General features: G+C 35.4%; 16 protein-coding genes. 14 read left to right on the forward strand and 2 right to left on the reverse strand.

Annotated elements, in window-relative coordinates:
- Positions 1-39 precede the first annotated feature (39 nt).
- Entirely contained in the window at positions 40-246 is a 207-nt protein-coding gene (locus tag AC4AGG_RS12125; protein ID WP_489772271.1) for a hypothetical protein, read from the reverse strand.
- 2 nt (positions 247-248) lie between these two features.
- A complete protein-coding gene (locus AC4AGG_RS12130; protein WP_489772272.1) occupies positions 249-1643 on the reverse strand; it encodes a S8 family peptidase in 1395 nt (464 codons plus the stop codon).
- 280 nt (positions 1644-1923) lie between these two features.
- Between AC4AGG_RS12130 and AC4AGG_RS12135 the strand changes: the two genes are divergently transcribed.
- The 14 genes from AC4AGG_RS12135 (at position 1924) to AC4AGG_RS12200 (ending at position 15008) form a co-directional block, all read left to right on the forward strand.
- Positions 1924-2748, forward strand: coding sequence for an energy transducer TonB (locus AC4AGG_RS12135; RefSeq protein ID WP_489772273.1), 825 nt, complete (start codon positions 1924-1926; stop codon positions 2746-2748).
- A 163-nt stretch (positions 2749-2911) separates the two neighbouring features.
- Complete coding sequence (locus tag AC4AGG_RS12140; RefSeq protein ID WP_489772274.1) at positions 2912-3685, forward strand: ParA family protein; 774 nt, start codon at positions 2912-2914, stop codon at positions 3683-3685.
- Between the two features lie 90 nt (positions 3686-3775).
- A complete protein-coding gene (locus AC4AGG_RS12145; protein WP_489772275.1) occupies positions 3776-4663 on the forward strand; it encodes a ParB/RepB/Spo0J family partition protein in 888 nt (295 codons plus the stop codon).
- A complete protein-coding gene (locus AC4AGG_RS12150) occupies positions 4660-5280 on the forward strand; it encodes a DUF5683 domain-containing protein (RefSeq protein WP_489772276.1) in 621 nt (206 codons plus the stop codon). Before AC4AGG_RS12145 ends, AC4AGG_RS12150 begins: the two co-directional genes overlap by 4 nt.
- Before the next feature lie 9 nt (positions 5281-5289).
- The gene (dapB, locus tag AC4AGG_RS12155) at positions 5290-5991 is read left to right on the forward strand and encodes a 4-hydroxy-tetrahydrodipicolinate reductase (RefSeq protein WP_489772277.1); all 702 of its coding nucleotides are present in this window, start codon (positions 5290-5292) and stop codon (positions 5989-5991) included.
- A 51-nt stretch (positions 5992-6042) separates the two neighbouring features.
- The gene (gene lepB, locus AC4AGG_RS12160) at positions 6043-7695 is read left to right on the forward strand and encodes a signal peptidase I (protein ID WP_489772278.1); all 1653 of its coding nucleotides are present in this window, start codon (positions 6043-6045) and stop codon (positions 7693-7695) included.
- A gap of 20 nt (positions 7696-7715) precedes the next feature.
- Positions 7716-8321 (forward strand): WbqC family protein, encoded by a 606-nt coding sequence (locus AC4AGG_RS12165; RefSeq protein WP_489772279.1) that lies wholly within the window; start codon positions 7716-7718, stop codon positions 8319-8321.
- A 10-nt stretch (positions 8322-8331) separates the two neighbouring features.
- Positions 8332-10032 (forward strand): S8 family serine peptidase, encoded by a 1701-nt coding sequence (locus AC4AGG_RS12170; protein ID WP_489772280.1) that lies wholly within the window; start codon positions 8332-8334, stop codon positions 10030-10032.
- 99 nt (positions 10033-10131) lie between these two features.
- Positions 10132-10626, forward strand: coding sequence for a hypothetical protein (locus AC4AGG_RS12175; protein WP_489772281.1), 495 nt, complete (start codon positions 10132-10134; stop codon positions 10624-10626).
- A gap of 18 nt (positions 10627-10644) precedes the next feature.
- Positions 10645-11331 carry a YiaD family glycine zipper/OmpA-like lipoprotein gene (locus AC4AGG_RS12180; protein WP_489772282.1) on the forward strand — a complete coding sequence of 229 codons (687 nt, stop codon included), beginning with the start codon at positions 10645-10647 and terminating at the stop codon, positions 11329-11331.
- A gap of 88 nt (positions 11332-11419) precedes the next feature.
- Positions 11420-12310, forward strand: coding sequence for a decaprenyl-phosphate phosphoribosyltransferase (locus tag AC4AGG_RS12185; RefSeq protein WP_489772283.1), 891 nt, complete (start codon positions 11420-11422; stop codon positions 12308-12310).
- A 5-nt stretch (positions 12311-12315) separates the two neighbouring features.
- Positions 12316-13641: an FAD-binding oxidoreductase gene (locus AC4AGG_RS12190; protein WP_489772284.1), complete on the forward strand. Its 1326-nt coding sequence runs from the start codon at positions 12316-12318 to the stop codon at positions 13639-13641.
- A gap of 52 nt (positions 13642-13693) precedes the next feature.
- A complete protein-coding gene (locus AC4AGG_RS12195; RefSeq protein WP_489772285.1) occupies positions 13694-14419 on the forward strand; it encodes an SDR family NAD(P)-dependent oxidoreductase in 726 nt (241 codons plus the stop codon).
- Position 14420: 1 nt separating this feature from the next.
- Complete coding sequence (locus AC4AGG_RS12200) at positions 14421-15008, forward strand: HAD family hydrolase (RefSeq protein ID WP_489772286.1); 588 nt, start codon at positions 14421-14423, stop codon at positions 15006-15008.
- The last annotated feature ends 6 nt before the right edge of the window (positions 15009-15014 follow it).

Genomic DNA, 15014 nt, shown 5'->3' on the forward strand with positions numbered 1-15014 from the left:
AAACCGCTTCACATTCTTGTGAAGCGGTTTTTTTGTTGGCTAAATGATGCTGACATCGCCTTCTTCTTCAATCGCGAGAAATCCCTTGATTTTTTTGATTTTCTCTGCATCTTTTTTTGTGCAATCGACAATGATGATGCTTATTGCGCTCAAAATTTGTTGAATTTCAATATTCAGCTCTTTCAGATGGTGAACAAAATTTTGTTCAGCTGATGGCTCAATTGATATTATCCACCGATTTTTCATGATTAAGGATTTATAGGAAACCTGATTGGGTATTTAATTTTTATCGGAGGATAAGCAATGAGTCTTGATTTGTTAGGTGCTTGCACTAATCCAGCTCCCATGTCTCTTGAGGGTAAAGATAATGGTTTTGCCGTAGATCTCAACTTATTCCACAAAGCGACTCCTCTCATTCCTGTTGCTTGAGCCCAAAGTGCCGCAATTCCTGCAACATGTGGTGTTGCCATACTGGTACCATTCATATTGGCATATTTTGTTGGTAATTTAGTTGAGGAAAAAACATTAACTCCTGGCCCGACAATGTCAACGGCTCCGTAAGACGGGAATTGTCCTCCATTCGAAAAGTAGGCAATATTATTATTAACATCAACAGCGCCAACAGCCATAATAGAAGGGCAATTGGCGGGGTGAGAAACAGCATTAATATATCCAGGTCTATTAGAATCATTTCCCGCTGCTGCTATAATTAAAGTGCCTTGATTAAGGGCTGTAGCTGCTGCATTTTCAAAAATTGTTGAATAACCAGCAGAAGTTATTTGAGCTCCCAAAGACATGCTTACAATAGAAACTCCGTTAGCTACTGCCCAGTTGATTCCAGCAAGGATTCTCCCGTCAGATCCTCGTCCAGAATTTGCAAGAACTTTACCGATATAAATTTGTGCATTATAATCAATTCCGTATCTTTCAATATTTCCAGCCGGTGAAATTGGGCCGCAGGATGTTCCGGTACAGTGGGTGCCGTGACCATGTCCGTCTTGAGTTGCTTCTCCATCAATAAAACTTTTATGGATGATTGCTCTTCCTGAGAAATCCGGATGATTAAAATCGAATCCTGTATCAAGAATAGCTACTTTGATTCCAGCTCCAGAGTATGGATTGGTGTAAGCAAAAGATGGTGGAATTACTTTTGTTGCTTTTAGTCCCCAAGTTGCTCCAACAGCACTAATGCCTGCGTCTTGATCGGCAATTTCTTGTAAGTTTTCATAATCCTCACTTTGATTAATTCCCAGTAATAGATCAGAAAAGCTGTTGATGGCATCTCGATAACCTTCAATATAGTTTTGAGTGTTTTCTTCTAATAAATGAATAGCATGAACGACCCTTTCTGGTTCGACGATCATTTTATTGTCCGATTCTAATGCAGAAATCATCCCCGCGTTCATTTTTGGATTTTCATTGACAATAGCGATCCCTAATTTGTCAAGGACGATCCCGTCTGTTTTTTCTAAATCTGATGCGGTAAAAAATTCGTTTTCAAACTCTGCGGAACTCTTCAGTTCAAGTCCCATCAATTCGTTCATTTGATTTTTGAAATCTTCAGTGTTACCTCCTTGTGGAATGAGTACAAGATAACGTCCTGTGAATTCTTCGTTTTCTAGATTTTTAACTTTTTTTGACATGGTATTTAGTATTTAGTCTTGCCTACTCTAATCGGTTTTCGGCTTCCCCGTTTTCAGTGCAAATTTATCACGAGTCCTTACGAAAAAAGTAAGGGTATAGCTGGTATTTGAATAGTGTTTTTCCCGAATTTTTATTCTATAAATATTAAAATGTTATTTAATTTGGTTAATTCTATGTTATATGGCAGGATTATTGTATTCTAGATAATACTTTTTGCAAAAAGCTCACAAACTAATAAGCATTATTTCAATTTGTTATTAATTAAAAAAATTGATTGTAATGAAAGATTTTCTAAACTTCCAAAATCGTTCTAATCTCGATGAGATTATTTTTGAAAATAGAAACAAAAGCTATGGTGCATATGTACTAAGAAATCAAGAAGGTTCTGTACTTCTGAAATCCATGTTTATTGGTGTTTCTTTCTTTGCTATTGCTGCGCTTGTACCTGTTGTAATGAATGTGTTGAAATCCGAGGTGATTGATGAAGAGTTTGTTTCACCATCAGTGATTGAACTTACCAATGTTGATGAAGGCATTGATGAACCAGTGACGCCAACCGAAGTGACTCCTCCACCAACAACGGTTGCGCAGTTTGATTCTAGGGTTCCAACGCCAACAAAAGATCCAACTATTCAAAAGCCTGCAGCTAATATCAATGATTATGACCGAGCAATTGCTGGGACTGATGATGTTGCTGGCCCCGAAACGACAACTTATCATCCGCCAATTGTTCTTCCACCAACGGTTCCTTCTGGTCCTAAAACTGATGTGTCTTCCGTGCCAACTGGTCCTCCTCCAATTGAAACAAAGGTGGAAGTAGAGGCCGATTATATTGGAGGTATCAATAAGTTTAGAGATAAGGTAATGAACAATATTGATACTGAAGATTATCAAGATATGGGTACCATCAAAACGGTTGTTAAGTTTGTTGTAGAAACCGATGGGTCTATTTCTCAGGTGGTCGCAAAGGGAAGCGATGCCAACTTTAATAAAGAGGCAGAAAATGCAGTAATAAAAGCTAAAGGTGCTTGGAAAGCAGCAGAGAAAGGTGGAAAAAAAGTAAGGTCTTACTTCCAAATTCCAATTACTATTAGAATAGAATAAAGTTAATTTTCCTATAGTTTTTTAATTATCCACAATAAATAAAAATTGTGGATAATTTTTTTTGTTCCTATTGTTTTAATATTCAAAGGTTTATATAGTTTAGCTTTTTTACTTCCCAGCTTAGAAACAAAAAAAATGTATTTTTGTGAATTAAATGAAAATTATGGCTAAAATCATTGGAATTGCTAATCAAAAAGGAGGAGTGGGTAAAACAACAACTGCAGTTAACTTAGCTGCGGCCTTAGGAGTTTTGGAAAAAAGAGTACTGATAATAGATGCAGACCCGCAAGCAAATGCGACCTCAGGATTAGGAGTAGAAGAAGTTCAGTTTTCTACCTATGATTTGTTGGAACATAGTAAGTCTGTTGAGGAAATTATTTGTAAAACCAGTTCGCCAAATGTTGATATAATCCCATCTCATATTGATTTGGTCGCAGCTGAAATTGAATTGGTTGACCAAAATCACAGAGAATACAAGATGAAGGAGGCTTTAGAATCTATTAGACCTAACTATGATTATATTATCATTGATTGTGCACCAAGTTTGGGACTAATTACAGTTAATGCGTTGACTGCTGCTGACTCGGTGATTATTCCGATACAGTGTGAGTATTTTGCGTTAGAAGGTCTTGGTAAGTTACTAAATACCATCAAAAATGTCCAGAATATTCATAACAATAATCTTGATATAGAAGGCTTGCTTTTGACCATGTATGACAGTAGGCTTCGCCTCTCCAATCAGGTTGTAGAAGAGGTCAATTCGCATTTTCCTGAGATGGTTTTTGAGACCATTATTAGTCGAAATGTAAGGTTGAGTGAGGCACCTAGTTTTGGTGAGAGTATTTTAAATTACGATGCAGAGAGTAGAGGAGCGATTCAATATATTCAATTAGCAGAAGAGGTTTTGCTTAAAAATGAAAATTTAGTAAAGAAATAGAAATTCACTTGCTATCGAAATTTCGCGAAATTGATAGTTGCTAGATGTATGTTGTAGGAAAAAGTGGTTTCAAATAATTAAAATCAGATAATGAAAGATAAAAAAAGAGCAATGGGACGAGGATTAGGGGCGATACTTAGCGCCGAATCCAAAGCTACCATTAACTCAGCTTCTGACAAGGGAGCAGAAAGATTTGTAGGTAACATTGTTGAGATAGCTATTGAAGACATTGTTCCTAATCCAACCCAACCAAGAACTCATTTTGATGAAAAAGCGCTTCAAGATTTGGCGCAGTCCATCAAGACTTTGGGAATTATTCAGCCTGTGACCTTAAGAAAGGAGGGCGAAAAGTTTGTCATTATCTCTGGTGAACGTCGATATAGAGCATCAAAATTAGCAGGACTAACTTCACTTCCGGCATATATTAGATTGGTTAATGACCAAGAAATGCTGGAAATGGCATTGGTTGAAAATATCCAAAGAGAAGATCTTGATGCAATTGAAGTAGCGTTAACATATCAAAGATTACTCGAAGAAATCGGTTTGACGCAGGAAAATTTGAGCCAGCGTGTCGGAAAGGAGAGAAGTACCATCACCAATTCTATTAGATTGTTGAGATTAAGCCCAGAAGTGCAAAATGCCATAAGAAGTGGTTCGATTTCGGCTGGTCATGGTAGAGCTATTATTTCTCTAGACAGTATAGAGTCGCAGGATCTGCTTTTCAAAAAGATTATTACGGAGAATCTTAATGTTAGACAAGCTGAGTTGCAAGCACAGCAGCTAAAGAATCCGACAAAAAAAGCACCAACTGAAAAAGTAATTCCTAATCATTTGAAGAAAGCTCAAAAGTCGCTTTCTGACGTTTTAGATATTAATGTAGAAATCAAAACTTCGTCTAAAGCCAATAAAGGTAAAATTATTCTAGACTTCAAGAATGAAGAAGAGCTAGAAAGAATTCTACAACACTTTACCTCATGAAGAATTTAGTTGTTCTTTTTCTGGTATTTTTTTCAGTTTGTTTTTTTGGACAAACCAAAAATGATACTGTTCTAGAGAAGAGAACAGTTTCCGCATCAACGGTTGTGGATGCAAAAAAATCAGCGGATGTTGTAGCTGAAATAGAAAAAGCAAATGCCCCTTCGAAACAAAAATATAATCCAACGAAAGCAGGATTGTATTCTGCTGTACTTCCTGGATTAGGCCAATATTATAATAAGAGGCTTTGGAAAGTTCCTATAGTTTGGGGAGCTATCGGTACCGGTGTTGGTATTACTTTGTGGAATCAAAAGCAATATAAAAAATATCGCAATGCCTTTGTGTCAGAACTCAATGGCCAAGATCATGAGTTCTCTCAGTACGATTATATCACTGCTGAAGTTCTTGGTAATGCTCAGGACAACGCCAAAAGACAGCGGGATTATGCCATTGCAGGTACAGCAGTAGTATATATTCTTAATATTGTAGATGCGGTAGTAGATGCTAATCTTTACGAGGGTAGACATGACCCAGACTTGGCAATTCAACCAACATTAATTGATCAGAAATACGAATTCCAAAAGACAACGCCAGGAATTAGTTTTACATTTAATTTTTAATAAAAAAGTATGAAAATAGCTATCGTAGGATATGGGAAAATGGGCAAAATCATTGATGAAATCGCTACCAAAAGAGGGCACGAAATTGTTGCAAGACTTAATGAGACTCCAACGAAAGATAATCTTAATAATCCAGATGTTGCCATCGAATTTTCTCAACCTGAAGTGGCTTATAATAATATCAAAAGCTGTTTGCAATTGGGTGTTCCTGTTGTCTGTGGTACAACTGGTTGGTTAGATAGTAAGCCTGAAATCGAAAAAATAGCAATCGAAAACAATACTGCATTTTTGTATGGTTCTAATTTTAGTTTAGGAGTTAATTTGTTTTTTGCTATTAATGAAAAATTAGCTCAATTAATGGAGCCATTTAATGAGTATAATATTCAATTAGAGGAGATACACCACATTCATAAGAAGGATGCACCAAGCGGTACTGCTATATCTGTTGCTGAAGGAATTATCAAAAATAATTCGAAATTTGATGCGTGGAAGTTGGATGAAACTATGGGGCATGAATTGGGTATTTTTGCAATTAGAGAGGACGAAGTTCCAGGAACGCACAGCGTTTTCTACCGAAGTGAAGTTGACGAAATCGAATTGAAGCATACTGCTTTCAATCGAAATGGTTTTGCTCTTGGAGCAGTGGTCTCTTCTGAATGGATTGTTGGGAGGACTGGAAATTTTGGAATGAAAGATGTTTTAGGACTGTAACAAATTAAGCATTAAACAAACTAATTTCTACAAAGAAAAAAATTACAAAGCATGAATTATTTCTTAACATACTCTTTCTATGTACTGATACTTTCCGTTTTGATGGGAGTTTCTACATGGAAATTATTCAAAAAGATGGGATACAATCCGCTGTTGGCTTTTGTTCCATTTTATAATTACTATTTAATTCTTAAAGAAACAGGTCATAGCAAGTGGTGGAGTGCGTTATCTTATCTACCTATTGTTGGTCCGATTATGATGTCCGTTTTTCACCTTTATTTAATGGGGAAATTTGGAAAAAGATCAGTTGGTGAAAGATTAATGACGGTGTTTTTGCCTTTCATCTATATGGCTTATGTTAATTACTCAAAAGATACAGAGGTTGAACAGCCAGTTGAAGAGTTTTATCTTTCTACAGAAGAAGTACCGAAAAAGAAGGATACCTTTTTGGGTTCAATCACTTTCGCGATAGTTTTTGCAACAATCATTCATGTATTTGTCACCCAGCCTTTTGGTATTCCGACAGGCTCGATGGAAAGAACTTTGTTGGTAGGTGATTTTCTTTTTGTTAATAAATGGAGTTATGGCTACAGAATGCCGATGAGGCCTTTAGCAATTCCATTTTTACAAAGCACGATTAAAGATACAGGGATTAAAAATAATCCAAAAGATGATCCGAAATCATATGTTGATGCGGTAAAATTACCTTATTTCAGAATTCCAACTGGAGGAGGTCCAGAAAGATATGATATTGTTGTATTCAATTATCCGCAAGATTCGGTTAATGTTGCAATTGATAGAAAAGATCCGTATGTGAAAAGATGTGTAGGGATTCCTGGAGATGAAATACAGTTTAAAGCTGGCAAATTATTAATTAATGGTAAGCCGGAAAAAATTCTTGGGGACGAGTATCAGCAGCATGCATATCATGTAGTGACTACTAGGCAATTGGACATCCCAGGTCTATATGAAAAATTTGGATTTCTTCCAGTAATTGAAAGACAAACAGAGGATGGCGGATTCTTTTACCGTTTTCAAGGCTTGACTGATGAAACAGCAAAAGTGATTGGCAAGATGGAAGAGGTTAAAAGTATGAATGAAGAAGTATATCCAAAAGAGGAAACAGCTGTTTCTTACAAAGTAGATTCTAACGGAGATCAAACCAAGAATATTGATTCAGCCCAATCTATTTTTCCTATTAATAGTGGTTATAATCAAGATTGGTACGGACCATTAAGAATCCCTAAAAAAGGTGATGTTGTCAAATTAGATCAAAAAACATTACCAGAATATCAATGGATTATTTCTGAGTACGAGCATCACCAACTCGAAAATAAGAATGGTAAAATTTTTATTGATGGTAAAGAAGCTAATCAATATACGATTCAACAGGATTATTATATGATGATTGGAGATAATAGAGATGCTTCTCTGGATGCTAGATTTTTTGGTTTTGTTCCTGAAGAGAATATTGTGGGTTCTCCTATGTTTACTTGGATGAGTGTTGAAGGACTTTTTGCTGATAAGTCAAGTGATTATCAACCCAACGGGAAAAAATTTAGATGGGATCGTATGTTTAAAGCGGCCAATACCGGTGAAAAAGAGAAAACATCTTACTGGTGGTTAGCGGTCTTAGTGTTGATCGTATTTTTCGGATGGGATTATATTAGCAAATTCTTCAAGAAAAAGAAAGAAGAAGAGTAACTGTTGAAAATTGTAAAATTTTGATTAAGACGTTATTACCTATATTTTATTTGCCTCCAATTTCTTGGTTTTCTGAGTTTGTCAAAAGTGATCAGGAGGTGATTTTGGAGCAATTTGAAAATTTTCCAAAGCAGACTTATAGAAATCGTGCAAATATCTTTGGAGCCAATGGAAAATTGTCTCTTATCATTCCTATAGCGCATACAGGAAGTCGCATGATGAAAGATATACAGATTTCGTATGCTGAAAATTGGCAGAAATTACATTGGAAATCCATTAAAACAGCCTATCAAAGTTCACCGTATTTCGAATTTTATGAAGATGGTTTAGAGCATTTATTTCTAACGGAAGATCGCTTTCTTGTTGATTTCAACCTCAAAGCAATTGAGACCCTTCAGCAGATTTTAAAAACCGATGTGGGTTTTGGTTTAACTACGTTATTTGAGAAAGAGTTTTCAGGCAATGATTTAAGAAATCAATTTTCTGCAAAGTCCGAATCTACGTACGAAATGGATTTTTATTATCAAACTTTTTCCGATAAATTAGGATTTATCAAAGACCTTTCGGTATTAGATTTGATTTGCAACCTTGGTCCGGAATCGAAAAGTTATTTATCTAATTTGTAACATTTTTTACATGAAGAAATTATTAGTAGCAGCATGGTTGATGTTTAGCTGTAGTTTCGCTATGGCTCAGGAAAAAAATAATGTTGATCCAATGTTAGATAAAGATCTAATGACTTGGTATCATAAGGATTTTTCTACCAGCAAAGTTTATGGTATTAATACACAGAATGCGTATAAATATTTGGAATCAAAAGGATTGAAGCCAAAAACAGTTGTGGTAGGAGTACTTGATGGAGGAGTAGAAGTGGATCATCCTGGATTGAAGAAAAATATGTGGACTAATCCTAATGAAGTCCCTGAAAATGGAAAGGACGATGATAACAATGGTTACATTGATGATATTCATGGATGGAATTTTATAGGTGGTGTTTCTGCTGATGTAGGCATTGATAATATGGAGGTCACTAGAGTTCTAAGAAAGTACAAGCCATTGTTCGAAGGGACTAATTCGACGGTTAATAAAGCTAATCAAGCTAGTATGCCTGCAGAGTTTTTGATGTACCTCGATTGTAAGCGAATTTTTAATAAGGATGCGATAGAAGCAAAGCAAAGTTTTCAGACTTATACTATGATTTATAATTCAATTCCTAGTTTAATTAAGCTTTTAAATGGTAATCCTTTAACAGTAGAAACTCTGGCTACTATTAAGCCTGTAACTCAAGAGGATGCAAGGAATTTTGAAGTACTCAAAAGTTTGATTAATGATAAGGAGTTGACTGGAAGCGCAGCAACTGAACTTGAACGCAAGTTGAATGAAAAAATGAAATCCGCAATAGATTATTTTGAACCGATGGTTCAAAAGCAATTTAATCTCGATTATGATACGCGACAAGATATTGTTGGAGATAATTATGATGATTATAATGAAAAAATCTATGGAAATAATCATTATGAAGGTCCGGATGCATCACATGGTACTCATGTAGCGGGTATCATTTCAGGGCTTCCTCATGATAGTGAAGTGCAATACGGAGTAGCGTCCAAAGTTGCTAAGATAATGACTGTGAGAACAGTACCGGATGGAGATGAAAGAGATAAAGATGTTGCAAACGCAATTCGCTACGCTGTAGATAACGGTGCAAGGATTCTTAATATGAGTTTTGGTAAGCCCGTTTCGCCTGGAAAAAGTGTTGTTTGGGATGCTTTGCAATATGCTCAAGATAAAGGGGTTCTTTTAGTAAAAGCGGCAGGAAATGATAATAAAGATGTTGGAGTAGATCAGCAGTTTCCAACTAATTATAAAAATGTATCAGATGAGAAACCATTTGTTAACAATGTTTTAGTTGTTGGTGCTAGTACTCGAGATCCTGAATTTTTGAGGGCTGATTTTTCAAATTATAATGGAAAAATTGTTGATGTTTTTGCGCCTGGAACTGAAATCTTTTCGACAATACCAGATGGTAAATATAAATATGAGCAGGGAACATCGATGGCATCTCCAGTTGCTGCAGGAGCAGCGGCCGTATTATTAGCCTATATGCCTTCTTTGACACCATCCCAAATCATAGAATCTCTAGTTAATACAGCCAATAAGTCAGAAGTTAATGCGATGCTACCAACTAATACTAATAATCGTTTTGATATGATTTCAAGGGCTGGAGGAGTCATTGATTTAAGAAAAGCGGCTGAGTACGCATTTACTAATTTTTATCAGAAAAGTCAGCCTGTCAAAGCTGTTAAACCTGTCAAAAAGGGAAAGGTGAAAAAATAAATAGCATATTTTTATATAAGTCCAATTTTATTGGACTTTTTTTTCTTTTTAGGTGTATTGGCACAATTTTTTAATTAACTTTAGAGTAAAATTTTTACTATGAAAAAGCTATTATTTGCAGGAATTTTTGCTACAGCAATTTTAACTTCCTGTTCTTCAGTGAAGAAAGCTGAGACCGCACAGAGTAACCAATCCGAATTTATGAAGTTAAAAGGAGATTGGGAAATCGTAAGTATTGACTATGACAAAAGCTTTAAAATCAAGCCTTTTGATGAAGGAGCAGACGTTAAATGTTTTATTGGAAGTTATTGGAGATTAATTCCTAATAATAATTCTGGCGCTTACACTTTGAAAGGAGGAGGAAATTGTCCAGAACGAACTCAGCCAATTAAATTTGAGGTAAAAGATGGAAGTACTTTTCTTTTTAAGAAGATAACTGATGGAGAAAAAGCAAAGAATGTTGCAGCTGGTTATGAGTTAACAGTGGTTAACAAGGCCATAGATCAATTTTCACTTCAGCAGAATGTACCTTTTAATGGAGAGAACGTGAAGGTAACTTATAATTTCCAAAGGACTGGAGTTGTCATTAAATAAACTATTAAAAGAATTAAAATGAAACTTAAAAATAAATATTTAGGTGTCTTACTTTCCGCAGGAATAGTATTGACAGGTTGTGAAGCAGTTCAGAACTCTAATAGTGAACAAAAAGGAACAGCAATTGGTGCAACAGCAGGAGCTGTATTAGGAGGTGTCCTAGGAAATAACATTGGAAAAGGAGGGAATGCCCCTGTAGGAGCTGTCCTTGGAGGTGTTGTAGGAGGTGTTGTTGGTAACCGAATCGGTCATAAAATGGACAAGCAAGCGAAGGAAATCAAAGAAACCCTTCCTGGTGCTGAAGTTGAAAGAGTTGGTGAAGGTATCAAGATTACCCTTGGTGAAAACATGGTTAATTTTGGTTTTGATTCTTCTAATTTGACTACAGCAGCTAAAGCTAATCTTGATAAATTGGCCGAGGTGTTGGCTAATAATCCTGATACTAACATTAATATTTATGGTCATACGGATAGCAAAGGTACCGACGAATATAATAAGTCATTATCTGAGAGAAGAGCAAATTCAGTGAAGTCTTACTTGATTTCTAAGGGTATTGCAGCTTCTAGAATGTTCCCAATGGGAGTTGGTGAAGCTGAACCAATTGGAGATAATAATACAGAAGCGGGAAGAGCTCAAAATAGAAGAGTTGAATTTGCTATTACAGCGAATGAAGAGATGATTCAGGATGCTCAACAAGGTCAGTAATCAATATGATATAACTCTCATAATAACAAACCGCTTCGGCGGTTTTTTTCATTAATATTCCTTATTTTTGCAAAAGTTTTTTTAAAACATGATGAAATTTGTAAAACTTCTACGAGTAGAACAATGGGTCAAGAATTTGTTTGTTTTTCTTCCTCTATTTTTCTCCGGTAATATCAATAATCCTGATTTATTCCTAAAAAGCGTTTTTGCTTTTATAATATTTTCTCTTGCAGCTTCTTGTATCTACATAATAAATGACTATTCTGATATTGAGTCAGATAGGAAGCATCCTGAAAAGAAAAATAGGCCTTTAGCAAGTGGAGCTATTTCAAAGTCTATGGCGATAGTAATTTTAGCAACATTAGTTTTGTTAGATATTGCTTTGATTCTTTTTGCTCAATCTCACTTTGGAATTCACTTATCCAAATTTGCCAGTATTATTGTTTTTTACTTCGTAATGAATTTAGCTTACACTTTCAAGTTAAAACATGTTGCCATCATTGATGTTTGTATTATTGCGATTGGTTTTGTACTAAGAGTCCTCGCGGGAGGTTACATTACTGGGATTTATATTTCACAGTGGGCAATCTTATTGACTTTTGTTTTGGCATTAGTTTTGGCACTTGGTAAAAGAAGAGGAGAACTTATCAATTCTCAAATTTCAGGAAAAACAAGGAAAGCTCTAGATGGCTACAATGTTCAGTTTGCAGATATAGCTTTGTCGATTTCTGTAACATTAGCTATTGTAAGTTACATGATGTTTACGGTAACCTCTGATGTACAGCAAAGATTTGGGGTGAAAGTTTTTTACACTGTTATTTTTGTTGTTTTTGCCTTTTTGAGGTATTTGCAGCAGACTCTGGTGTATAACAGGACAGAGTCTCCAACCAAAATTATTTATAAAGATAGATATATACAGTTGACAATTATCCTTTGGATTTCCACCTTCTTATATCTGATATATGACATGCAATTTTAAATAATATGAAACCGAATTTTATTCAGAAAGTGACCAATTGGGGGAATTACCCAGTGGTAGAGAAAGAGATGAAATCAGAAGATTCTCTTGCTCAGATTAAGGAATTCGTAAGAGAAAGTAATGAAGTTGTCGCTCGAGGAAATGGACGGTGTTACGGCGATGCTTCATTGGCGGAGCATATTTTTTCTACCAAAAAGTTAGATAAATTTATAAGCTTTAACCGCATTGACGGAATCATGGAATGCGAATCAGGTGTTCTACTTTCAGATATATTAGAAATTACGGTACCACAAGGATATTTCCTTTATGTGACTCCAGGAACCAAATTTATTTCTGTTGGGGGTGCAATAGCTTCGGATGTTCATGGTAAAAATCACCATTCCGAAGGTTGTTTTTCTGAATATGTAATCGACTTCAAATTATTGAATGAAAATGGCGAAGTCATCAATTGTTCTCGCGAAGAAAATTCAGATATTTTTTGGGCAACTATAGGAGGAATGGGGCTTACAGGTATTATTCTTTCAGCAAAATTCAAATTAAAAAATATAGAATCCGTTTTTATTCGTCAGGAAAGTATCAAGGCGGAGAATCTTGACCAAATTTTTCAATTATTCGACGAAAGTGAGGATTGGACTTATAATGTAGCTTGGATTGATTGTCTACAAAAGGGTAAAAATATTGGACGTTCTATCATGATGAGAGGAGAACATGCTTTTGCTCATGAACTTCCAGAAAAGTTCCGTAAAGAGCCCCTGAAGGTTGCCAAACAAATGAATCCGACCGTTCCTTTTTATTTTCCAAACTTTGTTTTGGGAACATGGAGTGTTAAGATTTTCAACTGGTTGTACTATGGAAAACAGACCAAGAAGCAAATCAACAATTTTGTAGATTATAATACCTTCTTTTATCCGCTTGATTTTGTTAATGAATGGAACAAAATCTATGGCAAAAAAGGATTTATCCAGTATCAAATGGTAATTCCAAAAGAAAAAGGAAAGGAGGGAATGAGAAGGATTCTCGAGACAATTGCTAAGAGTGGAAATGCATCTTTTCTTGCTGTATTGAAGCTTTTTGGGAAAGATAATCCACAAGCCTACAATTCTTTTCCAAAGGAAGGTTATACTTTAGCACTCGATTTCAAAGTCAATAAAGGTTTGAAAAAACTGGTCGAAAAATTGGACGAAATCGTTGAGGAATTTGGTGGACGCATTTATCTTACCAAAGACAGCATGAGTAAATCATCTTTAACTAACTATTTGAAAAATGTCGATAACCCAAAATTCGTTTCATTACAACACAAGCGAATTATTAAAGGAAGTTCGATGAATTAAATATGATTTTGGTACCCTTTGGTACTCAAAACAAAGTCAAAAAACATAAATTATGATTGTTTTAGGAAGTAATTCGGAAGTTGCACAGGCTTTTGTAGAAAAAATGTTGAAAGAAGGAGAAAGGTTCGAGAAGATATATCTTCTTACATCCAATCCAGAGACCACGGAAAAATTTGCAAGACATTTGGATGTTAAATACGTGCAGCAATCCGAAATTATAGAAGTGGATATGTTGAAGGATATCAATTTTAGCGATTTGAAGAACGTTAATTCTAACCTACTTTTCTGTGCTACAGGATATCTTGGACAAGGTACGGAAGAAGGTCTGTACGATCTTCAGAATACGCAAAAAATTATAGATATCAATTATTCTAAATTAATACCTTTGATTAACTACTTTGCTCAAAAGATGGAAGCTAAAAGAGCAGGGACTATCATTGGACTATCTTCAGTAGCTGGAGACAGAGGAAGACAGAGTAATTTTATATATGGAAGCGCAAAAGCAGGATTTTCGGCATATTTAAGTGGACTTAGAAACTACCTTTTTAGCAAAAAAGTTCATGTTTTGACGGTCAAACCAGGATTTATGGCTACCAAAATGACTGATGGACTTCCGCTTAATCCAAAATTAACTGCAACACCTAAACAGGCTGCTGCAGGCATTTATAAAGCATATAAGAAGAAAAAAAATGTTGCTTATGTGTTACCTATTTGGGGATTGATTATGCTAATTATAAAACATATTCCAGAATTTTTATTCAAAAAAATGAAACTTTAAAATGAAAAAACTATATTGCTTCGATTTTGACGGGACGCTTACGAAGAAGGATACGATGTTCCTTTTCTTGCGTTTTTATGACCATGCGAAGTTTCGAATGCAATTTGCGCTTCATACGCCACTGTTTTTTTTATTAAAAATGAAATTAGCAGAGCCAGAAAAGGTGAAGAAAAGTTTTATTGCCTCGATTCTTAAAAACGAAAGTCAAGAAAAAATCGAAAAAAAAGCGACTCAGTTTTTTGAGGAGTATTACCCAGAATTGATTAGGGAAAACGCTTTGGATTTTATTAAAAACATTGATAGAGCCAACACGGAGTGTTTTCTTGTAACAGCATCTTTGGATATTTGGGTAAGACCATTTGCGGAGAAATTTGGTATGAAGCTTTTGGCTACTAAAGCGGAATTTCGAGATGGTAAGTTTACTGGTGAATTTGCCAGTAATAACTGCAATGGAAAGGAAAAAATAGAAAGGATAAAAAAAATAATAGGTGACAGAAGATTTGATAAAACAATAGCTTTCGGGGATACATCTGGTGACCGACCGATGTTGAACTGGGCAAATGAAAGTTACTATCGTTTTTTTCAATAAATTTTT

It is taken from the genome of Chryseobacterium sp. CG10_8 (assembly GCF_058117085.1).

Excerpts from the sequence above, each read along its gene's own strand:
- AC4AGG_RS12125 (WP_489772271.1), bottom strand. The coding sequence starts at position 246 with ATGAAAAATCGGTGGATAATATCAATTGAGCCATCAGCTGAACAAAAT.
- AC4AGG_RS12130 (WP_489772272.1), bottom strand. The coding sequence starts at position 1,643 with ATGTCAAAAAAAGTTAAAAATCTAGAAAACGAAGAATTCACAGGACGT.
- AC4AGG_RS12135 (WP_489772273.1), top strand. The coding sequence starts at position 1,924 with ATGAAAGATTTTCTAAACTTCCAAAATCGTTCTAATCTCGATGAGATT.
- AC4AGG_RS12140 (WP_489772274.1), top strand. The coding sequence starts at position 2,912 with ATGGCTAAAATCATTGGAATTGCTAATCAAAAAGGAGGAGTGGGTAAA.
- AC4AGG_RS12145 (WP_489772275.1), top strand. The coding sequence starts at position 3,776 with ATGAAAGATAAAAAAAGAGCAATGGGACGAGGATTAGGGGCGATACTT.
- AC4AGG_RS12150 (WP_489772276.1), top strand. The coding sequence starts at position 4,660 with ATGAAGAATTTAGTTGTTCTTTTTCTGGTATTTTTTTCAGTTTGTTTT.
- dapB (WP_489772277.1), top strand. The coding sequence starts at position 5,290 with ATGAAAATAGCTATCGTAGGATATGGGAAAATGGGCAAAATCATTGAT.
- lepB (WP_489772278.1), top strand. The coding sequence starts at position 6,043 with ATGAATTATTTCTTAACATACTCTTTCTATGTACTGATACTTTCCGTT.
- AC4AGG_RS12170 (WP_489772280.1), top strand. The coding sequence starts at position 8,332 with ATGAAGAAATTATTAGTAGCAGCATGGTTGATGTTTAGCTGTAGTTTC.
- AC4AGG_RS12175 (WP_489772281.1), top strand. The coding sequence starts at position 10,132 with ATGAAAAAGCTATTATTTGCAGGAATTTTTGCTACAGCAATTTTAACT.
- AC4AGG_RS12180 (WP_489772282.1), top strand. The coding sequence starts at position 10,645 with ATGAAACTTAAAAATAAATATTTAGGTGTCTTACTTTCCGCAGGAATA.
- AC4AGG_RS12185 (WP_489772283.1), top strand. The coding sequence starts at position 11,420 with ATGATGAAATTTGTAAAACTTCTACGAGTAGAACAATGGGTCAAGAAT.
- AC4AGG_RS12190 (WP_489772284.1), top strand. The coding sequence starts at position 12,316 with ATGAAACCGAATTTTATTCAGAAAGTGACCAATTGGGGGAATTACCCA.
- AC4AGG_RS12195 (WP_489772285.1), top strand. The coding sequence starts at position 13,694 with ATGATTGTTTTAGGAAGTAATTCGGAAGTTGCACAGGCTTTTGTAGAA.
- AC4AGG_RS12200 (WP_489772286.1), top strand. The coding sequence starts at position 14,421 with ATGAAAAAACTATATTGCTTCGATTTTGACGGGACGCTTACGAAGAAG.